Source organism: Nostoc sp. FACHB-133, assembly GCF_014698055.1.
In the GTDB taxonomy this organism is placed as follows: domain Bacteria; phylum Cyanobacteriota; class Cyanobacteriia; order Cyanobacteriales; family Nostocaceae; genus Nostoc.
Genome location: NZ_JACJSH010000050.1, coordinates 19,892 through 45,554, shown reverse-complemented (window position 1 = coordinate 45,554; position 25,663 = coordinate 19,892). Strand labels below are relative to the sequence as shown.

Annotated in this window: 24 protein-coding genes; 12 read left to right on the top strand and 12 right to left on the bottom strand. The window is 41.8% G+C overall.

What is annotated here, in order from left to right; translation table 11 throughout:
- Position 1: 1 nt before the first annotated feature.
- The 3 genes from H6G86_RS28845 (at position 2) to H6G86_RS39900 (ending at position 3,719) form a co-directional block, all read left to right on the top strand.
- Complete coding sequence (locus H6G86_RS28845) at positions 2-3,136, top strand: tetratricopeptide repeat protein (RefSeq protein WP_190937173.1); 3,135 nt, start codon at positions 2-4, stop codon at positions 3,134-3,136.
- A gap of 109 nt (positions 3,137-3,245) precedes the next feature.
- On the top strand, positions 3,246-3,494 hold the full coding sequence (locus H6G86_RS39905) for a tetratricopeptide repeat protein (RefSeq protein WP_313931480.1): 249 nt from the start codon (positions 3,246-3,248) through the stop codon (positions 3,492-3,494).
- A 24-nt stretch (positions 3,495-3,518) separates the two neighbouring features.
- Complete coding sequence (locus H6G86_RS39900) at positions 3,519-3,719, top strand: tetratricopeptide repeat protein (protein WP_313931479.1); 201 nt, start codon at positions 3,519-3,521, stop codon at positions 3,717-3,719.
- 597 nt (positions 3,720-4,316) lie between these two features.
- On the opposite strand, the gene H6G86_RS28835 is transcribed toward H6G86_RS39900, so the two are convergent.
- Positions 4,317-5,159: a tetratricopeptide repeat protein gene (locus tag H6G86_RS28835; RefSeq protein ID WP_190937172.1), complete on the bottom strand. Its 843-nt coding sequence runs from the start codon at positions 5,157-5,159 to the stop codon at positions 4,317-4,319.
- A 368-nt stretch (positions 5,160-5,527) separates the two neighbouring features.
- Positions 5,528-6,448, bottom strand: coding sequence for a ribonuclease D (locus H6G86_RS28830; protein ID WP_190937171.1), 921 nt, complete (start codon positions 6,446-6,448; stop codon positions 5,528-5,530).
- 465 nt (positions 6,449-6,913) lie between these two features.
- On the opposite strand from H6G86_RS28830, the gene H6G86_RS28825 reads away from it, so the two are divergent.
- The 3 genes from H6G86_RS28825 (at position 6,914) to H6G86_RS28815 (ending at position 12,436) form a co-directional block, all read left to right on the top strand.
- The gene (locus H6G86_RS28825; RefSeq protein ID WP_190937170.1) at positions 6,914-7,372 is read left to right on the top strand and encodes a BON domain-containing protein; all 459 of its coding nucleotides are present in this window, start codon (positions 6,914-6,916) and stop codon (positions 7,370-7,372) included.
- A 302-nt stretch (positions 7,373-7,674) separates the two neighbouring features.
- Positions 7,675-11,382: a chromosome segregation protein SMC gene (gene smc, locus H6G86_RS28820; RefSeq protein ID WP_190937169.1), complete on the top strand. Its 3,708-nt coding sequence runs from the start codon at positions 7,675-7,677 to the stop codon at positions 11,380-11,382.
- 58 nt (positions 11,383-11,440) lie between these two features.
- Positions 11,441-12,436, top strand: a complete 996-nt coding sequence (locus tag H6G86_RS28815) for a PRC-barrel domain-containing protein (protein WP_190937168.1) — start codon at positions 11,441-11,443, stop codon at positions 12,434-12,436.
- Positions 12,437-12,731: 295 nt separating this feature from the next.
- Here H6G86_RS28815 and H6G86_RS28810 read toward each other — a convergent pair whose 3' ends face one another.
- The 3 genes from H6G86_RS28810 to H6G86_RS28800 are packed head-to-tail and all read right to left on the bottom strand — an operon-like array spanning position 12,732 to position 13,460.
- The gene (locus H6G86_RS28810) at positions 12,732-12,998 is read right to left on the bottom strand and encodes a type II toxin-antitoxin system RelE family toxin (protein ID WP_190937167.1); all 267 of its coding nucleotides are present in this window, start codon (positions 12,996-12,998) and stop codon (positions 12,732-12,734) included.
- On the bottom strand, positions 12,995-13,234 hold the full coding sequence (locus H6G86_RS28805; RefSeq protein WP_190937166.1) for a hypothetical protein: 240 nt from the start codon (positions 13,232-13,234) through the stop codon (positions 12,995-12,997). The genes H6G86_RS28810 and H6G86_RS28805 overlap by 4 nt, the downstream gene beginning before the upstream one ends.
- A gap of 31 nt (positions 13,235-13,265) precedes the next feature.
- A complete protein-coding gene (locus tag H6G86_RS28800; protein ID WP_190937180.1) occupies positions 13,266-13,460 on the bottom strand; it encodes a type II toxin-antitoxin system Phd/YefM family antitoxin in 195 nt (64 codons plus the stop codon).
- A gap of 278 nt (positions 13,461-13,738) precedes the next feature.
- On the opposite strand from H6G86_RS28800, the gene H6G86_RS28795 reads away from it, so the two are divergent.
- On the top strand, positions 13,739-15,463 hold the full coding sequence (locus tag H6G86_RS28795) for an ABC transporter ATP-binding protein (protein WP_190937165.1): 1,725 nt from the start codon (positions 13,739-13,741) through the stop codon (positions 15,461-15,463).
- 161 nt (positions 15,464-15,624) lie between these two features.
- On the top strand, positions 15,625-16,263 hold the full coding sequence (locus H6G86_RS28790) for a histidine phosphatase family protein (RefSeq protein WP_190937164.1): 639 nt from the start codon (positions 15,625-15,627) through the stop codon (positions 16,261-16,263).
- On the opposite strand, the gene H6G86_RS39685 is transcribed toward H6G86_RS28790, so the two are convergent.
- The 3 genes from H6G86_RS39685 to H6G86_RS28780 form a co-directional block, all read right to left on the bottom strand.
- Entirely contained in the window at positions 16,236-16,358 is a 123-nt protein-coding gene (locus H6G86_RS39685; RefSeq protein ID WP_277883681.1) for a hypothetical protein, read from the bottom strand. The two genes, H6G86_RS28790 and H6G86_RS39685, sit on opposite strands and share 28 nt — an antisense overlap.
- Positions 16,359-16,508: 150 nt before the next feature.
- Positions 16,509-17,702 carry a TIR domain-containing protein gene (locus tag H6G86_RS28785; RefSeq protein ID WP_242065018.1) on the bottom strand — a complete coding sequence of 398 codons (1,194 nt, stop codon included), beginning with the start codon at positions 17,700-17,702 and terminating at the stop codon, positions 16,509-16,511.
- 410 nt (positions 17,703-18,112) lie between these two features.
- Positions 18,113-19,570: a protein adenylyltransferase SelO gene (locus H6G86_RS28780; RefSeq protein ID WP_190937162.1), complete on the bottom strand. Its 1,458-nt coding sequence runs from the start codon at positions 19,568-19,570 to the stop codon at positions 18,113-18,115.
- Positions 19,571-19,691: 121 nt separating this feature from the next.
- Between H6G86_RS28780 and H6G86_RS28775 the strand changes: the two genes are divergently transcribed.
- Complete coding sequence (locus tag H6G86_RS28775; protein WP_190937161.1) at positions 19,692-20,351, top strand: SMI1/KNR4 family protein; 660 nt, start codon at positions 19,692-19,694, stop codon at positions 20,349-20,351.
- Between the two features lie 24 nt (positions 20,352-20,375).
- On the opposite strand, the gene H6G86_RS28770 is transcribed toward H6G86_RS28775, so the two are convergent.
- Together H6G86_RS28770 and H6G86_RS28765 are read right to left on the bottom strand one after the other, a co-directional pair.
- Positions 20,376-20,861 carry a hypothetical protein gene (locus tag H6G86_RS28770; RefSeq protein WP_190937160.1) on the bottom strand — a complete coding sequence of 162 codons (486 nt, stop codon included), beginning with the start codon at positions 20,859-20,861 and terminating at the stop codon, positions 20,376-20,378.
- Positions 20,862-21,105: 244 nt separating this feature from the next.
- Positions 21,106-21,681, bottom strand: coding sequence for a GNAT family N-acetyltransferase (locus H6G86_RS28765; RefSeq protein WP_190937159.1), 576 nt, complete (start codon positions 21,679-21,681; stop codon positions 21,106-21,108).
- A gap of 325 nt (positions 21,682-22,006) precedes the next feature.
- Here H6G86_RS28765 and bioB point away from each other — a divergent pair, with 325 nt between their 5' ends.
- On the top strand, positions 22,007-23,014 hold the full coding sequence (bioB, locus tag H6G86_RS28760; RefSeq protein ID WP_190937158.1) for a biotin synthase BioB: 1,008 nt from the start codon (positions 22,007-22,009) through the stop codon (positions 23,012-23,014).
- An 82-nt stretch (positions 23,015-23,096) separates the two neighbouring features.
- On the opposite strand, the gene petL is transcribed toward bioB, so the two are convergent.
- A complete protein-coding gene (petL, locus tag H6G86_RS28755) occupies positions 23,097-23,192 on the bottom strand; it encodes a cytochrome b6-f complex subunit PetL (protein WP_094332720.1) in 96 nt (31 codons plus the stop codon).
- A gap of 153 nt (positions 23,193-23,345) precedes the next feature.
- On the opposite strand from petL, the gene aroB reads away from it, so the two are divergent.
- Both aroB and H6G86_RS28745 read left to right on the top strand, forming a co-directional pair.
- Positions 23,346-24,458, top strand: coding sequence for a 3-dehydroquinate synthase (aroB, locus tag H6G86_RS28750; RefSeq protein WP_190937157.1), 1,113 nt, complete (start codon positions 23,346-23,348; stop codon positions 24,456-24,458).
- Positions 24,459-24,539: 81 nt separating this feature from the next.
- Positions 24,540-25,118, top strand: coding sequence for a Uma2 family endonuclease (locus H6G86_RS28745; RefSeq protein WP_190937156.1), 579 nt, complete (start codon positions 24,540-24,542; stop codon positions 25,116-25,118).
- Here the strand turns inward: H6G86_RS28745 and H6G86_RS28740 are convergent.
- Positions 25,104-25,625, bottom strand: a complete 522-nt coding sequence (locus H6G86_RS28740) for an NUDIX hydrolase (protein ID WP_190937155.1) — start codon at positions 25,623-25,625, stop codon at positions 25,104-25,106. The two genes, H6G86_RS28745 and H6G86_RS28740, sit on opposite strands and share 15 nt — an antisense overlap.
- Positions 25,626-25,663: the final 38 nt, after the last annotated feature.

The window sequence follows — 25,663 nt, the reverse complement described above, 5'->3', positions numbered from 1 at the left end:
AGTGCAAACTATCCGCATTCAACTTCGGGAAAGTACGCAGGAAACAGTTGAACTCAGGTATTGGCTACCTCAAATAAAGCACTATGAATCACGTCGTCTGAAATTGGCAGAAATCGCTGATTTCCTCAAGCAAGGCGATCGCGATTATTATAAACTGCTGCCCAATTTATCAGGAATCGGGCAGCAGTTATTTTTTTGGTTGGATGGGGATGGACGGTGGTTGAGTCGGGGAATTGCTAACTGTCGCGGTGAGGGGTTGGTAATTGCTATTGATACCGATCAAAAATTGGCACATCTACCTTGGGAAGTGCTGCATAATGGTGAGGATTTTTTGGTCAAGCGGGTTAATCTGGTAGTTTTGCCTCTGCGCTGGATTGAGAAAGAAACGGAAGCGTTTTCTGTGGAAGCACGACAATTGCGAGTATTGTTTATGGCAACCGACCCGGAAGATGTGCAACCAAAGTTAGAGTTTGAACAGGAAGAAGCGAGAATTCTGGCTGATACGCGAGATTTTGCTCTAGATTTGCGGGTGGAAGAAAGCGGTTGCGTTAGCGAGTTGGGTAAGGTGTGGAGTCGCTATTTTAATGACTTTGATGTGTTTCACCTCACAGGACACGCGTCAATTAAAGATGAAGCACCCTACACGCCTTACTTTATTACTGAGACGGAAATCGGGGAACGCCACGAAACTACAGCCGCAGAACTTGCCGAAGTCTTCCGGTTTCGCTTTCCTAAGTTGGTGTTTTTATCTGGGTGTCGGACTGGACAAGCACCAGATAAAGGGGCTGTCCCTTCAATGGCTGAGGCACTTATTGCACAAGGGGCTAGGGCAGTTTTAAGTTGGGGGCGGCCTGTGGAAGATCGGACAGCTACAGCCGCCGCCGCCCACCTATATGGCAAATTGGCTGCCGGATATCAATTAGCTGAAGCACTCGCTAGCACTTACCAGCAGTTGTTTAAACAGAATGTGCGTGACTGGCATTTGTTGCGGTTATATGTCCAGGGAGAATGTCCGGGTGCGTTGGTGGAAGTGTTGGGAGATGTGCCACCCTCTGCGCCGGAACCTGCTTATCAACAGTTTTTAGATCCCGATACCCAACTGGTGCGGGTGGCGAAACCCTCTGAGTTTGTTGGGAGACGGCGGACTTTGCAACGTTGTCTCAAAGCTATTCGCACTTCATTAGGGGTACTAATTCACGGACTGGGGGGTGTGGGTAAGAGTACTGTGACGGCGCGACTTCTGGAAAGGATGGTTGGCTATCACAGGCTGGTGAACTTTCGGCAACTGGATGAGGACAAACTGCTCAAAACCCTTGCTGAACAATGTACCGAAGAACGGGGGCATGAAATTCTCAATGGCAAGTTACCGTTGATGCAGCGCCTCACCAAGTTTTTCACTGAAGGACTGAATACCAAAGAACAGCGCTTTGCCTTTGTGCTGGATGACTTTGAGGCTAATTTGGAATTACGAAATGGGGTTTATGTCTTGCAACCACAAGTTGTGGATGTACTGCTGGCGTTGCTGAAGGCGATGCAAAATTCCCAACTTCCCCACAAGGTAATTATTACGTGTCGCTACAATTTCACATTGTCGGAACTGAATCATCGTCTGTACCGCGAACCTCTGGGTGCTTTGGGTGGGGCAGATTTAATTAAAAAGTATAATCGTCTGGATTCCTTTAATGGCAGTTGGCAATTTCAGCCAGATTTGCCGGAACGTGCCAAACAAGCAGCAGATGGAAATTCTCGGCTGTTGGAATGGTTAGATAAGATTTTGCAAAATTCTCAGAACTCGCCGGAAGCGGAGAGGGGAGTTGAGATGATTCTGCAAAAGATGGCAGATAAGGAAAAGGAATTTCGTGAGGATATTTTGGCACAGGTATTGCTGAAGCAGCAAACTCCAGCTTTGCGTCAAATGCTGGGGAAGTTGTTGGTGTATGAGTTACCTGTTCCTCTAGCTGCTATTTCCCCGATTTGTGAGGATATCTCAAGTTGGGAAAGTCATATTCAACGCGCTGAAATTTTGGGTTTGTTGGAAGTTACCCTCACCAACAACACAGAGAGGTTGTATCGTGTTCCCCGGATTTTGTCACCTTTGCTAGAGTTTCCAGAAAACCCCAAGGGTGAAGAGTTGTATAAACAAGCTGCACAAATTTTGTATCGTCTGTGGTGGAAAGAGGCGGAAACTGCTACGGAAGCAAAAATGTTAGAAATTCATCGCTTGGCTTTGTTGGGGAAGGATGAAAATATTGCGGAGAAAATGGGTAATTCATTGGCGGGACACTTGCGGAATCAAAGTCGATTTCGGGAAGCAATACATCTGTGCAAATCAACCTTAGAAATTACTAAAAACCATATTGTTCTTAGACAAATGGCTGTTTGTGAATATCAGATGGGTGGGGTTGATCAAGCATTAAACTATTACCAACAAGCCTTAAATCTTTGTCCCACAGAAGACGAACGAGAATTAGCAGCAATTTATCATCATTTAGGGATACTGAAAGCCAACAAAGGGGAAGTAGAAGAAGCGATTGCACTCTACAATCAGTCTTTGGAAATTGATGAACGCATTGGTAATGTCCAAGACAAAGCGGCGACGTTGCACCAAATGGGAATTATTTACGCCAACAAAGAGGAAGTAGAAAAAGCGATCGCATTTTACAATCAGTCTTTGGAAATTGATGCACTTGATGAACGCATTGGTAATGTCCAAGGCAAAGCGGCGACGTTGCACTGTCTAGGAAATCTCTACGCCAATAAAGGGGATGTGGATCAAGCGATCGCATTCTACAATCAGTCTTTGGCAATAACAGAACGCATTGGTAATTTCCAAACCAAAGCAGCAACCTTGTACAATCTGGGATATATCTACGCTAACAAAGGGGAAGTGGAGCAAGCGATCACACTTTTCAATCAGTCTTTGGAAATATTTGAACACATTGGTAATGTCCAAGGCAAAGCGGCGACGTTGAACAATCTGGGATATATCTACGCTGACAAAGGGGAAGTCGATGAAGCGATTTCACTCTACAATCAGTCTTTGGAAATATTTGAACGCATTGGTGATGTGCAAGGCAAAGCGACGACATTACACCAATTGGGAATTCTCTACGCCAATAAAGGGGAAGTGGATTAAGCGATCGCACTTTTCAATCAATCTTTGGAAATAACTCAACGCATTGGGGATGTCGAAACCAAAGCAGTGACATTGCAATGTCTGGAATATCTACGCCAACAAAGGGGAAGTGGATGAAGCGATCGCACTCTACAATCAGTCTTTGGAAATAACTCAACGCATTGGTGATGTCCAAAATAAAGCAGCGACGTTGCACCAACTGGGACGTATCTACGCCAACAAAGGGGATGTGGATGAAGCGATCGCATTCTACAATCAGTCTTTGGAAATAGATAAACGCATTGGAAATGTCCAAGGCATAGCGGGGACGTTGCACGAACTGAGAATTCTCTACGCTAACAAAGGGGAAGTGGATTAAGCGATCAGACTCTACAATCAGTCTTTGGAAATAACTCAACGCATTGGTGATGTCCGAACTCAAGCAATGACTCTGCTGAGGTTAGGACATTTGGCAGAACAGCAGGGTGAATACACTAAAGCGATATCCTATCTGCAACCAGCTTTAGAGATTTTGCAGCGATTGAAGTCACCACACGCTGAAAGTGTGAGTGCAAGCCTTGATAGGGTAATGCGTAATTCGTAATTACTGAAAGATTTTTGTCTCACGCAAAGACGCAAAGAAGAACGTGAGAGTGTTTTCTAAATAAATAAAAATTGCTGTAATGAGTCTTTAATACTCGTGAGCGAGTCTTTTATACTCGCGCGAGAGTCTTTGATACTCGTGGACGAGTCTTTGATACTCGTGGACGAGTCTTTGATACTCGCGGATGAGTCTTTTATACTCGTGAATGAGTCTTTTATACTCGTGAATGAGTCTTTGAACTCCGTTAATGAACCTCGGAGCTTCGTTCGTGAACCTTTGAGCTTCGTTGATGAAGCTCGGAGCTTCATTTGTGAACCTCGCAATGTTGTTCGGTTAACGGAAAAGACGCGATAAATCGCCGTCTCTACAATAATCATTCCTTTGTAGAGACGGCGATTTATCGCGTCTTCGTGATTATGGGATTTATTTCATTAATAGATTTTGATAGCAATTCAGGTGAGAGAATCAGGATCTATGCCAAGCGATCGCAACCGTTCGGCTAGCAATTGGACACGTTGTTTGTCTTGCTGGGGTTGTTGAGCGTATTTCATCTTTGCTTTTGGTGTTAAAACCTACACCTGCCCGCTATCCTTTTGCCTACTGTCTCAGTTCTTTGATGTTTTTCATCACTTGTTGGTATAAGTCGTTGTTACCCTGACTTTGAAAAATGCTCGCTGCTTTTTCTAAATCCTTGAGTGCCCCCTGTCTATCTCCATTGGTGGCGCGGGCATTTCCTCGGTTATTGTAGGCTGGGGCAAAGTTAGGGTTGAGGCGAATGGCTTGATTGTAATCTGCGATCGCACCCTTTGGATCTCCATTGGCAGCGCGGGCATTTCCTCGGTTATTATAGGCGATCGCATATCTGGGATTAAGGCGAATCGCTTGACCAAGATCGTCTATCGCCCCTTTTCTGTCTCCATTGGCGGCGCGGGCATTTCCCCGGTTGTTGTAGGCTTCGGCGTAGTTGGGATTAAGGCGAATCGCTTCACTGTAATCTTTAACTGCTTCTCTGTTACCTTCTAGTGAGGCGCGGGCATTGCCCAGGTTATTGTAAGCTTCAGCGTCGTTAGGGTTGATGCGGAGGGCTTGATTGTAATCTGCGATCGCTTTTTCTTTGTCTCCCAAATCAAAGTAGGCTAATCCCCGGCCGTTGTAGGCAGCGCCATATTGAGAGTTTTGACTAATTGCCTTACTATAGGAAGCGATCGCAGCTTGTAAATCGCCGTTTAAATGCTGATTCTTTCCTTGAAGATAGAATTCCCCACCTCTGGATGCTGTAGCTGAACGACGGCTAGGTGTACTAACTCCTATTTCTGTCACCAAAACACTGTCATTCTTGCTACAAGAAACACTGCTAATTGCTGTCAATGTAGTAAAAATAGCTATAGTAAATACTTGATTTACCCTTGTTCGCTTTTGTCTAAATAAACACCGTCTCATAATTTAATATAAACTGCCATAACGCCTGAACGTAATTAGTAACCAAAATCTAGATTTTAATTCTTTAACTCAATGGTTATTCTAACTTTGGATAGACGTTTCAAGTCAATTAACAAATTTACCAGATATTCAATATATTTATTTAATAGTTATATTAAGGGAAAAACATCAATTATAAAGTATAAAAATTGTCAATTCGGCTCTTTGTTATTGTCATCTCTTTACTTCTTGACAATGGATTTCTGAACAGAAAGCTACTGTGGCTCATGTTTTTTAAGATACTTTTTGAAAAAAATATATTTGAAATCTTAAGATTTGCTATAAACAATAACTCCATAAATTCTGACAATTGTAGCCTTATGGACAATTTACTCATCTTCTGTTTCAGTCTCTTGAGCTTTGGGAGTTAGCCGCCAAGAGGTAGTTTTTTCAATATCTACAGACAGTTGTTCTAGATTTGACCCTAAATCTTTTTGGAGTTTCTGAGTTAGGGTGATGGGAAAATCTAAATCAATATCTTGGGTTTGTGCTAGCCTGGCCAATTCTGAAAAAGTAGCTTTGACTGTAGTGCGATCGTAACTAGTCAGCTTATGATAAGAAGTTTCAGATATATTCTGAGCTTGCATTGCTTTTTTCATGCGTTCTTGCAAATGCTCAAATTCTGAATTCAACAACTTCCATTGTTGCTCAAGTTGTGAGTATCTAGTACTTAGTGATATTAAATCTTCCGTTGCGGGTTCTGGGTTGGCTTTGGCTTGTAAACCTAATAAATTTGAGTGGATTTGAGCCAGATAAATACAATCTAGATAAGCATACTCTATCTGTTCTTCAGTCAGGGGGCGTTTTCCCCAATCGCTGGTTTGCTCTTGTTTATCGATATTGTTAAAGCTACAAAGTGCTGTAGCTATGGTTTTGAGTTGATAGTTAGGTAATGGCAAAATATGGTAGGGAATTTTTTTTGCCATTTCTAAAGTGCAAGTAATATTTTTAGCTTTCTTGTTACCGAGAAATTTTAGATCATAACTGGCATTATGAAAAACTTTTTCAATGGCAGAATTTATCATAATTTTTTGAATAAATTCAGCTATGATATTAGGTTGGTCTAGTACATCTAAAAGATAGACGCGATCGCCACTCATATCTTGAGGATTATCTAACACCTGAATCAGCGATAGTCTAGGATTACGACTTTTATAGTCAGCTACTTCTGTATCGATCCACAGTGTTTTGACATTGGTGTATTCAGCGACAATAGCACTAATTTCGCTGGCAGAAGTGAGGTAGGGCATTGGCTGATATTTCCTGAATATTTAGGGCATTTTAAGTAAGCCATAGTTTTCTAAAGTAACATTTTGTTGGTAATTTTGCTGGCACAGTATTGCAAAAACATGAAGTTTTGAGCTGCATAGGCGTAGACATCGCCAAACTGACCCAAATCTGATAACATCGATTCACTACTTTAAGGCTGCATAGTTTATCATTGGAAAAGCTCCTCAGCATCTACATGAAATTCATAGGAGCTACAGTCCGTATATAGAGGTATCTTGGTAAGCAACTGTCAATAAAATTGAATTGGTGCTTCTCCAAATGGCTGCAAAATCTTAGCCTAAACAAATCGTTCAAGTTTCAATTTCCAGTAACCTGAGTAATTGCTTGGACACTTTTGCTACTTCACATTTAATTGCTTTTTAACATCTGCTCCTCACCATGACACACAAATTAATTGCTTCCAGTAATCAATTCGGAGATAGATAATGAAAAAGCTAATTCTATTGATCGTTAGTAGCATTTTGGTAGTTGGTACTTTTGGCTGCCAAGAGGCTCCTAAAACTGGTTCGGAAACTCCTAGCACTACCAATGGAGCTGCTCAAGTACCAGCAAAACCAGCTTCACAGATAAATGAAGCTGCCAAAGTTCCAGGAATACAAACAACTCCTTTAGCAACTAGCACAGATACTAAAGTTAAAACCGGTTCTGAAAAAACGGCAGCAACAAAAGTTAAGAGCGACTTAAAAACTGAAGTTAGCGCCAAGTTGAACAAAGGCTTACCAGGCAATAAGTTACAGGTTGAAAACAAAGAGGGTGAAATTATCCTCAAAGGCACAGCGACTTCTGCTGAAGAACTCAAGAAAGCTGAAACTTTGGCTAAGGAAGTTCAAGGTGTGAAGACTGTGAAGGTGGAAGCAAAAGTTGAAGCTGTGAAAAAGCCATAAAAGAATAACTGAAGTTCTCAGTTAACATCGGCATGAAAGCCAAACAGGGACTTACATTTGTGTAAGTCCCTGTTTTTTATTTGCTCTTGTCAAGCAAGTTCGTAGTAAAGACTAAACTCCTTCGAATATTGTGCGTTTCTTTGAAATAAGATTCTCCTCACCCCCTCGCGTTCTTTGCGCCTCTGTGGTAGCCTGCGACAAGCTGCTCGTCTACGATAATCCTGAATTCTCTCCCCTACCCTCTTGCGAATTTTTAATTAGTTGATACACTTGTTCTTCATTAGCCCAGTTAACCAGCGCCTATGGTTCATATCAAGCGCGTGGAACTTACCAACTTCAAATCCTTCGGCGGTACTACTTCAGTCCCTTTGCTGCCGGGGTGTACTGTCATATCTGGGCCAAATGGTTCGGGTAAATCTAATATTCTCGATGCACTGCTATTTTGCCTCGGACTCTCCAGTTCTAAGGGAATGCGAGCCGATCGCTTACCAGATTTGGTAAATAACACCCAAACGTCTAAAGGACGCGCTTCTATTGAAGCTAGCGTCACTGTGACGTTTGATTTGTCAGATGAAATCTCACACAAAGACACAAAGGCGCAAAGGGAGGAAGTTGAGGAGGTAGAGGAGGCAGGGGAGGCAGGGGAAACAGGGGGAGCAGGGGAAGAAAATCCAAAATCCAAAATCGTTCGACTGAGCGAAGCCGAAGTTCAAAATGGCTCGACTGAGCGAAGCCGAAGTCCAAAATCGGCAGAGTGGAGTGTTACTAGAAGGCTGCGAGTCACTCACCAAGGAAGTTACACGTCGAATTACTATATCAATGGTGAAGCTTGCACGTTGACAGAATTGCATCAGCAACTAAGTAACCTGCGGGTTTATCCTGAAGGCTACAACGTGGTGCTGCAAGGGGATGTCACCAGCATTATCTCGATGAATGCGCGGGAACGGCGGGAAATTATTGATGAATTGGCTGGGGTGGCGGCGTTCGATCGCAAAATCATTCAAGCCAAATCAACTTTAGATGAGGTAAAGGAAAAGGAAGATAGCTGTCGGATTATTGAGACAGAATTAACTGCACAGCGCGATCGCCTTTCTCAAGATCGTGCTAAAGCTGAGAAATATCAAAAACTCCGCACGGAATTTCTAGCGAAACAATCTTGGGAAGCTGTATTATCATGGCGATCACTACAAGCACAACAAGAAAAGTTAGTTCACGAAATTCAAACAGGCGATCGCAATTCTAGTGAACTCTCAACTCAACTCACAAATCTAAATTCCGAAATTGTCCAAAAAACTGCTGAACTTGAACAACTCAATGCCCATGTCAAAGCATTGGGAGAAGATGAACTTTTGGCGGTACAATCTACCCTCGCCACCCAAGAAGCCGAACGAAAACAACTCCAGCGTCAGCTAACGGAATTAGAAACAGCTTCCCAAGAAACCGCCAAACGTCTGCTTCAAACTCAGCAAGAAATTGAAAAACACCGACATTCCCTAGAAGAAATTGCCGAAACCCAAATTGTAGAGACGCGATTCATCGCCTCTTCCCAACAACAAAGAAACGAAGCGCATCAAGCCTTAGAAACCTCACGCGAAGCTGCCGCAGAAATCGCCTCGGCTTCGGAAGCGTGGGTGCAGCAACAAACGGCATTCAATCGTCAAATTGAAACTTTGCTGCATACTCTAGAACCGCAACGCACAGAAAAAGCACAACTCACAGAACGGAATAATCAGTTACAGCAATTAATTTCCGAGCAAACCCAGTTAATTGAACGCGACGAACCGCTATTAGCCCAAAAACAAACTGACTGTAATCAAGTTGAAACGGAATTTAACGCCTCTAGCGAACCCATCCAGAATTTAACCCAAAATCTCTCAGCCACAGAACAAGAACTGCAAATCCAGCAGGAAACCCAAAAGCGGTTACTTTTTGAACAACGGGAAAAACAACGCCAGTTGGATAAAATAGAGGCGCAAACACAAGCACAGCAAGAAGTACAAGGAACCCAAGCTAGTAAAGTTATTTTACAATCGGGAATGCCTGGACTTTGTGGCTTAGTTGTGCAGTTGGGAAAGGTGGAACCCCGCCATCAGCTAGCTTTAGAAATGGCTGCCGGTGGACGATTGGGACATATTGTGGTGGAAGATGATGGTGTAGCCGCAGCCGGGATTGAATTGCTCAAACAGAAACGTGCCGGAAGAGCGACTTTTTTACCACTAAATAAAATTCATGCTCCTAAATTTACTCAAGATGCAACGCTGCGTTTCGCTAATGGCTTCGTTAACTATGCTGTGAATTTAGTCGATTGCGATCGCCGTTACAAAGATGTATTTAGCTATGTTTTTGGTAACACGGTAGTATTTGCCAGCCTTGAGGCGGCGCGGAAAAATTTAGGCTTATATCGCATCGTCACCTTAGACGGGGAGTTGTTAGAAACTAGCGGTGCAATGACTGGTGGTAGTAACAGCAATCGTTCAGCGTTGCGGTTTGGTACGGGTGAAGCGGCAGAATCTGATGAAGCGATCGCTTTAAGAAGTCGCTTGGTGGATATTGAGCGAGTTTTAGAGCGTTGTACGGAAGCGATCGCAACTTTGTCAGCCAGAGCCAAAAAACTGACGCAAGAACTCACAGAAGCGCGTCAGGCGCGGCGCGAACAGCAGTTGCAATTGGAACAGTTGCAGAAAGACATTAAGAGTTTAACAGCGCAATTACAGGGGACGCGATCGCAACTCGCCCAAAACAGCGAAAAGTTAGCCATTGCTCAATCCCGATTAGAAATTTTAGAGCGGGAATTACCGGGACAAGAAAATGAGTTGCAACAATTGCGACACGCCTTAGCAGAGTTAGAGGCATCCCAAACCCCCAGTGAATGGCAACAAATCCAGGCAACCATTAAAATCCAAGAGCAACAATTACAACAACGGGAGACGGCATTACGCGAAGCTGAACAAAGATTAAAAAATTTGGAAAATCAGCAACAACGTTTGCAAGAAAAAATCCAAGAAGCAGAAACGCGAATTACCGAATACGAAACCCAACAAACCTCATGTAGAGACGCGATTCATCACGTCTCCACACAAATCACAACGATAAACGAGCAAATCACCCAAACTCGTTTATCGTTGAGCCAAATGGAACAAAATTTAGGAGAAGAGAAACAAAAACGCGACGCTACAGAATTGGAAGTGCGATCGCACCTTTTGCGCCAACAACAATTGCAATGGGAAATCGAAAAACTCAAAGAAACTCAAGAGAAGCGGCGGGAGGAACTAATTGCACTGCAAAGCCAGTTGCGGGATATGGGAGCAGAATTACCAAATCCTTTGCCAGAAGTTCCAGATAAAGTAGATTTGGAAGAATTGCAGAAAGAATTGCGATCGCTTACCAAACGCTTACAAGCGATGGAACCGGTTAATATGCTGGCGTTGGAAGAATACGAACGCACCCAAAACCGCCTCCAAGAACTGACGCAAAAATTAGAAACACTAGAAGGGGAACGCACTGAACTACTTTTGCGAATTGAAAACTTTACCACATTGCGGCAACTTGCCTTTAAAGAAGCGTTCGATGCTGTCAACGAAAACTTTCAATCAATTTTTGCCATTCTTTCCGACGGCGACGGCTTCTTGCAACTTGAAAATCCTGAAGATCCCTTTAGCAGTGGACTCAATTTAGTCGCACACCCCAAAGGCAAACCAGTACAGCGCCTAGCTTCCATGTCTGGGGGAGAAAAATCACTTACAGCCTTGAGCTTTATCTTTGCCCTCCAACGCTACCGTCCATCGCCCTTTTACGCCTTTGACGAAGTGGATATGTTTTTAGATGGAGCAAACGTAGAACGATTAGCTAAAATGATTAAGCAACAGTCACAACAAGCGCAATTTATAGTTGTGAGTTTGCGTCGTCCGATGATAGAATCAGCCGAACGCACAATTGGCGTTACTCAAGCACGAGGAGCCTACACTCAAGTTTTGGGGATTAAATTACAATCATCCAATACATCTGCTTGAGTTTTTGTTAATAATAGTGTATAGACAAACCGGATTCGAGATCAGGACTCGGTATAGAATGACCTCCGAACAGATAATTAGACGTTCCGATATATTAAACACCCAGGTGATTACCCGCGACAACGGCAAGCGGCTAGGCATCATCAGTCAAGTATGGGTTGATATTGATCAACGAGAGGTTGTGGCTCTTGGTTTGCGAGACAGCCTGATCTCCATTTCGGGCATACCGCGCTACATGTACCTCAACAACATCAGCCAGATTGGTGATGTCATCTTAGTTGATAACGAAGATGTAATAGAAGATATCGAAGTTGAATCTCTCAGCAATCTGATTAACTGGGAAGTAATTACCGAAACAGGTGAAGTATTAGGCAAAGTCCGGGGCTTCAAGTTCAACGGCGAAACCGGTAAGCTTAACTCTATAGTCATCGCTTCTTTAGGATTACCCCAAATTCCTGACCAATTTTTGAGTACTTACGAGTTCTCAGTAGATGAAATTGTCAGTACTGGCCCCAATCGGTTAATTGTGTTTGAGGGAGCCGAAGAACGGGTGAATCAGTTGACAACTGGTTTACTAGAGCGTTTGGGTATCGGCAAAGCACCTTGGGAGAGGGATGCAGAAGAAGAATACGGCTATACTCCACCACGCCAAGTTGCACCAGCCAATCAACTCCCTAGTGGTGTGCCATTGCAGCCACCCAGACAAAAAGTTCGCGCCCCCGAACCCGTAGCGCGGGAAGAGGAATGGAATGAAGACTATGTGGAAGAGGAAAGGCCACAGCGTCAGGTAATGAAGGCGCGGCAGTATGAATCTATTCAATACGAAGAAGACGAGGAAGAAGATAACTGGAGTGAAGCAACAGGCAACGACAGGTATCAACAACCGCAGCCGCTAAAGTATGAAGCCAAGCCTTACAGCAAGCCTTATGTTGACGAATACGATGATTATGATGATGTAGAAGGTGATGCTTGGGAAGATGAGCCGAAGCCTGTGAATATTCCTAAGAAAGTTAAGGAAAGACAGCCAGAATACGAAGAAGAAGGCGGATATTAATTCGTAATTCGTAATGACGCGACGCTCCTGCGTCGCTAACGCTTCGCTATCGCGGACTCGCTACCGCTACGCTAACGTAATTCGTAATTAAAGAAGATTAATTTAGCTCTTTCCTTAGAAGTAAGGAGGGGGCTAATTTTTTAGAACGCACTAGCGACAGCAAGTCGCACAGAATTATTTATACACAATTTTTAGTCTGGACAAGGGTTTCATGCCTAAATTGGGTGTAATTAATTTTGTTTAAGTACTTATAGCGAAGACACTGTAGGCGATAGCTTTAATATTTTTTTGTTTGTCAACTTTCATTTTTATAAACCTTGCTACGATGCCCGACATCTATAACATTTACCAATAAAATATTATCGAAAATATCGTATATAACTCGATAATCGCCTACTCTAATTCGATATGTGTTTTCTTCACCCTGTAACTTTTTAACTCCATTGGGCCGTGGTTCTATAGCCAACTCATCTATTTTGGGTTGAATACGATCTTGTAATTCTTGAGATAGTTTTTTAAACATTTTTCTAGCCCCCTTGGTAAATTTAACTTCGTAAGTCACGCTACGTCCTTTTTTCTTTCATTAGCGATTTCCTTTTTAATATCGTTCCATGCGATAAGACTATTATTTTCTACATCACTTTTAGCAGCATGATAGGCTCTTAAATCGTTTTCGTCCTCTTCATCTTCGATTTTTTGAAGTAGTGCATAAATTTCATCTAGGGTACTGTCGTAAGCTTGGTTTAGCAGTACGTTGATAGCTTTGATTAATTGTTCGCGTTCGTGTTCGGTTTTCATAATTAAGCCTCTTTAAGATTGTTAAGTTTGATTAATTTATCAATTCTATGGCAAAGTCTTCGTCCAGTGGTTCAAGGGTAGAAAGGGTTTCCAGGAGGGATTTTTTCTTGATGGGGGAAATGATGACGAAGGGGATACCGTTTTGGGTAATAGTGAGGGGTTCGCCTGTTTTTTGAGCTTGGTTGAGTAGGGTTTGGATGGTTGCGGGGAGGTCGGAAAGGGTGATTTGTGTCGTAGTGGGTTCTGGGGTTAGCGTATGGGGACTTGGCGCACATCTATTTTACCTGTGACGGTGTTGGTGATGAGGGCTGTACGATATTCTTTTAACAGTTCAATTGCTTCTTGAATTTTGGCTTTTTTTTGATCTAAATATTTGGCGATCGCTTCATTGATGACTGGACATAGTCGCTAAAACAGTTTGTAACTAATTAGTGAACTGTTCAGAAACTCCCCAAAAGCTGCTAGCGTCAAACAAAGGAAAAATATCGTTGTGGACTTTCGAGCTTGAAAACGCGTTCTAATTACTGGCAACTACTGCCTTATATCCGACTCCAGTGGAAAACCATCACCAAGGGACTTATTGGTATCTTGGGATACGTGCTGGCGACATTAGTGTTGATAAATCTTGCCGGTAAATTGGCAATTCCCTTTGCACAGGGTAATGTAGTAGCGATCGCTCAAATAACTGGTAGCTGTGCTTTAGTCTTTCTTGTCAGAGGCTTGTTTCAGTCTATACAAGATATGTACATGGCGAAAGCTTCTTTGAGAGTTGCTTTTTATCTCCGTCAGCAAGTGTACGCCCATCTGCAAAAGCTAAATCTCAGCTATTTTGAAACCGCAAAAGCAGGTGATTTATCTTACCGCCTCACGGAAGATGTTGACCGGGTTGGCGAAGTGGTAAATAAAGGATTTCACGACTTTATCCCCTGCATTTTGCAGTTGCTAGCAATTCCGATTTACATGATTTACCTGAATTGGCAACTGACATTAGCAACGGTGATAGTTGCGCCATTGATGGGTATTTTGGTTGGCTGGTTTGGTGAACGGTTACGCAAGTATTCCTTAAAAAGTCAAAATCGCGTGTCGGGTTTATCAGCCATCCTTGCGGAAGTTTTCAACGGTATTCGTTTAGTACAGGCTTTTGCAGCCGAAAATTATGAAATCGCCCGGTTTGGCCATGAAGCAGAACGCAGTCTTAAAGCTAAATATTCAGCCGAACGCCTGAAAGCGATTCAGATTCCCATTGTGGGATTTCTGGAAGCCTTAAGTGCGTTATCGTTACTGATTGTGGGAGCGTGGCAAATTTCCCAGAATAACTTGACAGTGGCGAATTTTTTCAGCTATTTGGCGGCGGCGGCGCTGTTAATTGATCCCATTGGTCATACTACTAACAACTACAACGAATTTAAGCAGGGTGAAGCATCTGTTGACCGCGTTTTTGAATTGATGGCAATTCAGCCGACGGTGATCGAAAAGACAAATGCGATCGCTCTGGCTCCAGTCAACGGCAAAATAGAATATCGTCATATTTCCTTTGCCTATAAGCCTGGTGAACCCGTATTGAAAGATATCAGTTTATTGGTATCACCAGGTGAAGCGATCGCACTTGTGGGTGCTTCGGGTGCAGGTAAAACCACATTTGTTAACCTCCTCCCCCGTTTTTACGACCCGGAAGTTGGTCAAATTTTCATTGACGATGTTGATATTCGGGATGTGAAACTGCATAGTCTACGGCGACAAATTGGGATTGTTCCGCAAGAAACCATCATGTTTTCGGGGACAATTGCCCAAAATATCGCCTTTGGACAAGATGTTTTTGACATGGAAGCAGTTAAAGAGGCGGCGAAAATTGCTAATGCTCATCAGTTCATTAGCCAACTGCCAGAGGGTTATCAGACCTGGGTGGGTGAACGTGGGGTAAACTTATCAGGAGGACAAAGACAAAGAATTGCGATCGCTCGTGCGGTTCTCCTCAATCCCCAAATCTTGATTCTTGATGAGGCGACATCAGCACTAGACTCTGAATCAGAAGCACTGGTACAGGAAGCGCTAGAAAGACTGATGCAAAAACGCACAGTATTTATTATTGCTCACCGCTTATCAACCGTGAGACGGTGCGATCGTATTTTAGTTCTCGAACAGGGACAAATTGTCGAATCAGGAACCCATGAAGAATTATTAGCTCTAGAGCATCGCTACGCGCGGTTTTATGCCCAGCAATTTAGTTAGCAGTACAGAACAGAGGGTTAGACAAAAGTAGAACTTTTCAAAAGTTTGTGTTGGATTGACTTTTTTGGTTGATTACTTTGTCCTGGTGTCACATAATCGATTCCGAGATTGATGGTACTTTGTTTTTGCACCAACTCCTTTATCCAATCGCGATACAAGCCATGACACTCAATTTATATTTACTGCGACATGGAGAAACTACTTTTAGTCAAAGTGGTAATTTCTGCGGTGAAACTGATACGGAGTTGACAACAGAGGGGATGCAGATGGCATCCGGTTTTGCCGATGTTTATCAAAAATTGAAGTGGGAAGCTGTTTATGTTAGCCCGATGAAGCGCACAATTGCAACCGCCAAGCCATTTTGTGATGCTATCGGTATGGATATGCAGTTGCGTGACGGACTTAGAGAAGGTAGTTACGGCGAATGGGAAAGGAAGAGTAAATCGTTTGCCCAAGAGAATTACGCAGAAAACTATGTAAAATGGTTGACAGAACCCGCTTGGAATGCACCACTAGGTGGAGAAACTGCGGTAGATATTGCTAACCGTTCTATGCCTGTAATTGCTGAAATTCAAGAAAAACATCACCAAGGTAATGTTTTAGTGGTTTCCCATAAAGCCACGATTCGGATTATGCTTTGCAGTTTACTGGGAATTGATTTGGGACGCTATCGCTATCGGGTGAATATTTTGGTCGCGTCGGTAAGTATGGTTAAATTTGACGTTAATGGCCCTTTGTTAGAAATATTAGGCGATCGTCATCATATACCCGATCATATTCGCTCTCGTCCGGGAACATAAACCTCGTCTACCTTGAGAACCGTAGTTTCGTAGGTTGGGTGCAGCGATCGCGTAACCCAACATAAATAAGGTGGTAATGTTGGGTTACGTTTCACTCCACCCAACCTACATCAATATATCTTTTAAAAACTCTAGGTTTCAACATAGATGAGGTTTAATTGGCAAAAAGTTTTATTATGAGTGGGATGCAAGCCGGGTTTGACATGACTTGCCAAAAAGGGATAGCAGCCTTTCAAAATACCAAATTAGATGAGCTGACCCTGGGTATTTAGCATGGTTTTTGCAAAAATAATTTCGTTAACGATATCCATAACATCATTGACTACATCTTCTGCTGTTGAAGGGTCATTGATATATTGATTTAGTGACTTAAATTTTTCCGGTGAGATATTTCCCATTGATTTACTATCCCAATTTGCCAGCATTTCGTCGAATACTTTTTTGGCATCGCCATTAGTACAGACAATAGGAATCACCGGAATTTTTTCTTGTTTAGCATATAGATAAGTTTCATAAGTTCCACCAACGCCTCCCACAAGAATCACCAAATCTGAATGTCGTAAACAATCGAGCCATTCATTAATACCTGACTCAGTGTATTCGACTTTTCCACCCTTAAATACAGGTTGTTTTCCTCGCGGAACAACGTGAGTTAACTTATCGGTTAGGCGGATATCTTTTTGCGCGATTTTTTCGGCAAACTTATCAGCAACAACATAATCTACTCCCTCCCATCCACCTGTTATCAAGTTATAGTTATATTCTGCTATTTTTTCACCAAGTTGTTGAGCGCACCAATTGATTTCATTAGGAATTTCAAAAGATCCTGTTCCTGCAACTAAAATACTCTTTTTGCTTCTGAGTCTAACAGCATCATTTTTAATAGCATCAGTAAGCTGATTGATAAATCCATTAAAGTTTTGAGACGGATCAATGCTTAATTTATCCGAGATAAAAAACATGAATTCATCAATTTTCTGGGAAATTTCCATAATTTTTTCAGCAACATTATACATTGCAGAATCTTCACAAGCAGATAGTTCTGAACCCATAAGTTGTTTTAGAGTTTCACTCTGTTGCTTCCAATATTTTATATACTCAGTCTTACCTTCTTTTGTATAAACATTAGCATCCTGTAAAACCACAGGAAAAACTTGTTGTTCATAATCCTTGCGTTTCATGATTTCAACAGCTTCAAACATACAGTATTCCGAGCGCAAATATTTGTCGCTGACAACGACAATTACATAGTTTCCGCGCCCGATTTCCTGCATGAAGTCGTGTATACTCTTACCTAGCGTTAAATAGTTGCGATCGCGAATTAAGTTGTAACGTTCAGAAATAAGTGCGGTGCAAATTTTATCCACTAATTCTTCGCGTTGACTACCTAATTCACTCTTGTTATCTTTCCATGCATAAGATATGTATATCTGATTCATTTTTTTAAGGTTTTCTAAGATGCGATAGAGAAATTTAGAACTAATAAGTGAATAAAATTCGCTACTACATAAACTATTGTCCATCTACGTAGACTGAAAAAATAACCAACGCAGGCAAAAATAATTATGAGGTAGGTTTTAGAGCATCAGAACTTTGGAGTTTAGTCTGTGTAGCTGTGATTTCTAATCACTAAGGCTGAATAAAATTTTACTTTTATATTTGATAACCTACCTACGTATTTTCTCGCAATTCAATTTAATTAGGATTGTTATGTCTATACAATTTAGTTAAAAATTTTTGTAGAGACGTTGCAATGCAACGTCTCTTATTAGATTATTCGTCGTGTAAATTACACCAGATATAATCTCAATCATCTGTCCAGATTAAAAAGAAAATAGGTGTGATTTTACTATTTTCTAGACTGAATCGCCTGGATTAACTCATAAAAAGGTTGCCAATTATCTTCTTGAGCAATTGCTTCCCAAGTAGACTCAATCACAGGTCTTAATAGTGCCGTTTTGGGATTATGAACAGCTAGAGTTTGGGCAATTACATCGGTGCGGTCGCTATCAAAATCATTCAAGATTTTATGGTATAATATGCACCAATCATCAAAAATTCCCGACGCACCCGGTACTGGCACAATATCCGAATTATTCATCACAAAACCTGGCTCATCTCGCCATTTTGATGAAAAAGTCCGAGCCATCTCATAAAAAAATTGGTGATAACCAACTTGGCTATCTTTCAAGAATTCAACCGTTAGATTCAACAGTTCCGCAGCTTGTGGGTGTGACAGTTCCACAAAACCTAACCTTTTCAACATCAAAGAACTGTATTCAGCTTGATAATATTCATCAAACCTTTCTAATACCGTTTCCATTTCCTCCTTATCAAGAATCGCCTTTAAAGGTTCTTGTAGCATTTGTAAATTCAACTTACAAATACTTGGTTGATTGCCATAACAATAGCGTCCATAATAATCAAAATATGCAGCTATAAAGGATGGGTTATAAGTTGGGATAAACGCGTAAGGGCCATAGTCAAAACTCTCTCCAGTGATTGACATATTGTCAGTATTTAGGACTGCATGACAAAAGCCAGCCGCCATCCACTGCGCTACTAGTTCTGCAACTCGTTTCACTAATTCGGCGTAAAACAAGACATATTTATCTTGTTCAGCACTTAAGTGTCGATAATATTGCTCAATTACATGGTCTAACAGCTTCTTAGTTAAATCTGGACGCTGAAAATAGTGCAGTCGCTCAAAAGTGCCAAACCGAATATGAGAACTGCTCATTCTAATCATCACAGATGAGCGGGTAGGTGAAGGTTCATCGCCCCGCCAGAGGGGTAAACCTGTTTCAATCATGCTCAAACAGCGCGAGGTACGTACACCCAAGTGGTGTAGTGCTTCCGCAGCCAGAACTTCCCGCACCCCACCTTTGAGGGTGAGCATTCCATCGCCACCACGGGAGTAGGGCGTTCTCCCAGAGCCTTTTGTACCAAAATCGTATAATTCGCCATCAGTGGCGCGGACTTGTCCATAGAGAAAGCCTCTACCATCACCCAACTGTCCGTTATATTCACCAAATTGATAGCCGTGGTAACGTAGTGCTAACAAGGGTTTGCGCCCCTGAAACTGGCCAAAAGCTGTGATGAAATCTTCGTCTTTAACTACTTGAGGGTCTAAACCCAGACGAGGTAGTAGTGCATCGTTACGCCAACGCAAGAGGTGTTGGGGAAATTCAGCAGCCGCCACCTCATCATAGTAGTCATCACCTAGAGATTCTAAGGCGCTTTCGTAGTTGAGGGAGAGAAAAGGATTGCTAGAATTTTTGTAGTTTGGAGTTTCAGCCAGAGTCATTACGAGCAAAGCTTAATTCATTCTTCCCTTAATACTACCTCTGGCTTCAACATCAGCATAGACGCAAAAAGCGACCATATCTAAAATATGGCAGCGCCACCATCAAAATCTAGAGCGCATAATGAATAAAGTTTTGCAATTAAAGAAAAAATTAACTCAATTAGCTATTTTAGACGCTACATTTGAGGTTTTTGGCTCAGAATCACACCAATATCAATTAAAACCTTGCTTGAGTAACAAAGATATTCAAGTGTTTGAATCTAGATACAATATTAGCTTACCAAGTGAATATAAAAACTTTCTGTTAGAAATTGGCAATGGTGGTGCGGGGCCAGGATACGGCTTATCTGGACTATCGGGAATTGAATATGAAGATGTCATCGCAGAAAAACTATACCAAGAGAAGTACGAAATTCTCTCTAAACCATTTCCTTTAACAGAAGCGTGGAATGATTTAGATTTGATTATCAACAATAGAAATGATGCTTACTTTGACAATAAGTTTATCCAGGGTACTCTCACCATTACAACTTATGGTTGTGGAATGGATGCAATATTAGTCATTACCGGGGAGCAGTCAGGAACAATCTGGATAGATGACCGTACTAATGATAATGGAATATATCCTGCTTCTTTGGATTTTTGTAGTTTTTTCCATGATACCGACCCTGATGATTCTCATCCAAATAGCGACCAGGGGCAGCCTTTAAGTTTTTATGATTGGTATGAAGACTGGCTTAACCGAAGTTTGCATCAAATCCGCCAGTCTTCGGAAACTTAAGCTTAATTAAATCAAACTGATTTTTTATTTTTTAATTGGTTGCGATACTGGTTGAGTAGTTTCTACTGGATTTGATGTTGGTGAAGTAATTCCTACTGAGTTTGATGTTGGTTGTGATGCCTGTGAAGATAGAATTTGTTTTACTTGTTGGTTATAAGTTTGCAAAATTGATTGAACCTGTTTTTGTTGATCTTGATTCAGATCCAAAGATTTTAACACTATTCTAATTCTCTGACGGGATTGCAACGCTGCCTTAAATTTAGTGGCTTGAGACTGATTTAATAGAGCTTCAATATTCTTATCTCTTTGCTGGCGAGCAAGCTGGATTTGTAAGCGCTGTTGCTTTGTAATATTAAGTTTTTGGTGTGCTGTAGGACTATTCTGAGTTGTTAAAGCTGGTGTAGTGGGGGAAGTTGGAACTGGTGCTGCCAAAACAACTCCGTGCAATATGGTAGTAAAAGCGAAGATAGTAGAAAATACAGATAAACGCTTTATAGAATTAATAGACATTTTGAAAAACTCCTCAATCATCTAAAAGAAATTCGTCCATTGGCTCATTAGCCAGATGGTGAACAAATATTACTCTTGCATTTTCTTATGGAGTTGTTGTGTATTTATTATGGATTTACTATGAATTTATAGATATTGCAAGCTAATGTATCAATGTTGTTAATTAGCTATGTATAAACGTAATATAGAGATACCAACCTTATTTAATAAGCTCGGTATCTCTACACTAATAGAAAATAGCTATTTAAAATTTTGGTGCTTGCCAATTAGTATTTATAAGACTTGTCATAATATGATCTTCCCATTGTCCATTAATTAACAAATAGTCTCTAGCGTATCCTTCAATGACAAATCCGAGTCTTTTTAAGACATTGCCACTGCGCCGATTATGAGGCATATAATTAGCCATAACTCGGTGAAAATTTAACTCTTGGAATAGATATTGAGTTGCGGCTTTTAGCCCTTCTGTCATATATCCTTTACCTTGTTTACTTTCAGCAAGACTATATCCCACGTAGCAAAAATGAGCGGCTCCTCTTACAAAATTGCTAAAATTTACGGTTCCAATAACTACAGTAGGATTTTTTTTTGTAAAAATAAATAGCTTTAATGATTGCCCATTAATAAATTCCAGAAAACTATTCTCTATCTGATATTGCCAATATTCGTCAGTGAAAAAACCATCAGCCCATAGAGGGTAGAATGGGGTGAGATAAGTTTTGTTATAAATGAAGTATTTAAGAATTTGGGGTATATCTTCATGAATCGCCGCTCGTAATAATAGGCGATCGCTAGTAATTATTGGCAGTTCTGATATCATAATCGACGGGATCTCTTCCCAGCACATTCTCTAAATTTTATAAATTCTCTCATACCTACGGTTTAGCAGCAGCAGTTAGAACTGCTTTGCCCAATATTCTGTACAACAGATAGGGTGAGTATTTTTGCTCGTAATCTGCCATTCCACCAAAATCTTGATAAGCTGATGTCTAATATCTAGAGCGCAAGGATTGAGAGCCAATGGGTGATAAAGCACAGTACGCGGCATAACTTCGATAAAATCGCTTTGCCTAAACACTGTACCGCAGGAAATTCAACCAAAAGACAGCTCAAGATTTAACCCAGTCTACAAGAAGGATAGTGATGTGGTGGGAATACGCTACGATTGGCAGGAATTAGAGATTCGGACGATATACAATATGCCATTTCTAGAGCTTATTTATCAAGCTGCTAGTGTGCATCGCCAATATCATGACCCAACAAAAATACAAGTTTGTAAGCTTATATCCATTAAAACGGGAGGTTGTCCAGAAGATTGTAGCTACTGCGCCCAATCTTCGCGCTATAAAACAGAGGTAAAGGCACAAGCACTCCTCGAAAAGGAAACCGTTGTTAACATCGCCCAGAAAGCTAAAGAAACTGGTGTTAGTCGCATCTGCATGGGTGCTGCTTGGCGCGAAGTGCGGGATAACTCACAATTTGAGGAAGTCCTGGAAATGGTCAAGGATGTAACCGCAATGGGCTTAGAAGTGTGTTGCACTCTGGGTATGTTGACAGCAAATCAGGCTAGGAAACTGGAAGAAGCGGGACTTTACGCTTACAACCATAACTTAGATACCTCGCAAGAATATTACAACACAATTATTACCACGAGAACATATAGCGATCGCTTGAACACAATCGAGAATGTCCGTCAGACAAATGTTACTGTATGTTCCGGCGGTATCCTTGGTTTAGGCGAAACTGTCGATGACCGAGTTGGGATGTTACAAACTCTGGCAAACTTACATCCGCATCCAGAGTCAGTGCCAATTAATATTCTTTCACAAGTACCAGGCACACCCTTAGAAAATCAACCTGATGTCCCCATTTGGGATATTGTGCGAATGATTGCCACAGCCAGAATTTTAATGCCAGCTTCCGATGTGCGTCTGAGTGCTGGTAGGGCTAGACTTTCTCAAGTTGAACAAGCTTTCTGCTTTATGGCAGGAGCCAATTCTATCTTTTCTAGCGACGACAAAAAAATGTTGACGGTGACAACTCCCTGTCCAGATTACGATACTGACCGAGAAATGCTCAATTTACTCGGTTTGGGGATGCGTCCACCTTCCCAAAGACAGGAGAAGGTAGCAAGTCCAGCAGTTGTAGGATAAATATCTTCTTGTGGGATGGGTGTTTCACCCGTCCCTGGATAAACTGAGGGCAGGTAAGATGCCCGCCCCACAAAAGTCTTAGTTAAATTATCTTGGCAGTCCGCAGACCGAACAACAGACCGACAGATAAACCGAAGAACAAAGCTAAAAAGCCGATGTAAGCTGCAATTGCAAACATTTATTTTTCTCCACAATACTTCCTAAATATATTGAATCATTAGTTGTTGGGCATTAGGCATTGGAAAACTCTTCCCCAGTACCCAGTCCCCAGACTTCAATCCCCCAGATTGCGATAGAATACAGCCCACGGGCGCTTGTTTGGGGTTGAGCAATGACTTCTTTAATTAATGTAAATTTACCAGAGCAGTCTTATGAGATTGCGATAACTTCGTTGAGCTGCGCTAACGCACCTTCGAGTTTAGATCAACTGGGTCAACAGATGGCCAATCTGAAGCTAGGCAAAAAAGTACTGCTAGTTTCTAATCCGACGATTTTTAAGCATTATGGGGAAAGAGCAATTACATCCCTGAAATCTGCGGGATTTGATGTTGCTAGCTGCACCCTACCGCCTGGTGAACGTTACAAAACCCTTAATTCCATCCAAAAACTCTACGATGTCGCCTTGGAAAACCGCCTAGAGCGTTCTGCGACGATGGTGGCTTTGGGCGGAGGTGTGATTGGCGATATGACTGGCTTTGCAGCCGCAACCTGGTTGCGGGGTATTAATGTTGTCCAAGTGCCTACAACTCTCTTGGCGATGGTAGATTCGGCAATTGGTGGCAAAACTGGCGTGAATCATCCCCACGGTAAAAACTTGATTGGGGCATTCCATCAGCCGCGCTTGGTTTTGATTGACCCAGATGTGTTAAAAACCCTTCCGATGCGCGAGTTTCGGGCAGGGATGGCTGAAGTTATTAAGTACGGTGTAATTTGGGATGCTGAATTGTTTGCCCAGTTGGAAGCAAGTAAACGGCTTGACCAACTCCGCTATGTAAAACCTGAGCTAATCGACTCCATATTAACGCGCTCTTGTCAAGCCAAAGCTGATGTTGTTGGCAAAGATGAGAAAGAAGGCGGATTACGCGCAATTCTCAACTATGGACATACCATTGGTCATGCAGTGGAAAGCTTGACTGGTTATCGTTTAGTGAATCACGGTGAAGCAGTGGCTATTGGTATGGTAGCAGCCGGTCAAATTGCTGTGGAATTGGGAATGTGGCAAAAGGAAGATACAGAACGTCAAAATGCTTTAATTCAAAAAACGGGTTTACCGACTCAGTTACCATCTGGGGTGGATATTGAAGGAATTATTGAGGCGTTGCAACTAGATAAAAAAGTCAAAGCAGGAAAAGTGCGGTTTGTTTTACCAACGCAGATTGGTGTAGTTACAGTTACCGATGAAGTGCCATCAGATATTATTCGGCAAGTTTTGCGGGGAATGTGAAGAATTTGAAGAAGAATTCTAGGAGTAAGACTAAAAATTAGTTGCCCTGTTCTTCAATTACGAATTACGAATTAATGAGCCATGATACTCCAAGCCAAAAATCAATTAACTTTGCAAGAGTTCTTAAATCTTTCACCAGGTGAAGGAGATATAACTTATGAATTTGTTGATGGTCAAGCAATTCCTAAAATGTCACCAAAATTTTTTCACGCCAAACTTACGCGTGTTCTTCTCAACTTGATTGAGGAATTGTATGAAGGTAAAGGAGAAGTTTGCCCGGAATGGTCTGTTGCATTAACTCGTCGGGGGCGAGATTGGGTACCAACACCAGATATTTTGTACATCTCTTATGAACATTTACCCACTAACTGGGATGAAAACGAAGCTTGTCCTGTTCCTCCCGATTTGGTGATTGAAATTATTTCACCCGGACAAACCTTTGGACAAATGGCAGCTAAAGCCAAAGACTATTTGGATGCTAAGGTGCTGCGGGTGTGGGTGTTAGATAGTAAAGCCAGAAGTATTACTGTTTTTTATCCAGATGCAGCACCACAAACTTATATGGGAGAAGAATTACTCACAGATTCCCTATTCGAGGGACTGGAATTTACTGTTGAGCAGCTGTTTCAAAAAGCGAAAATACCATTAAATGCCGAATAGCACACTTTTTGCGTCTAGCACAATTTGACGCATATCATTTTTATTGCCTGCTTGATATTGAGAAATGAATTCATCAATATCTATAATATTTCTTCCCATACTTTCATGTGTACATAAGCTTAGACAGGCGTAGCCATTGTTAGAGATTATTTCCTCAACAAATCCAGTCATGACTACAAGGTATGTAAGCTGCTCAGGTTGACTACCGTAAAAATCAGACTGGATAAATTTTACAAGTTTTAATTCTCCTAGAGTTACTTTTACCTCCTCCATAACTTCTCGTCTTGCAGTTTCCTCATATGTAAATTCGCCTATCTGCACATGTCCCCCAGGAAGGTCAATACCACGGTCAAGGAGAGCGCATACAATTAAACCATCCTTGGTAAAAGGTACGACTAGAACACTCGTTATCTTTTCAAAGGCAGGCAAAAATGAACTGCCAATATCTACAAAATTGACTTTTTGACCTGTTTGGATGACAGTCTTTCTGCAATCCTTCTCACTCATTGGCTTAATTTCTGCTATTTAATATAGTTATAAGACTC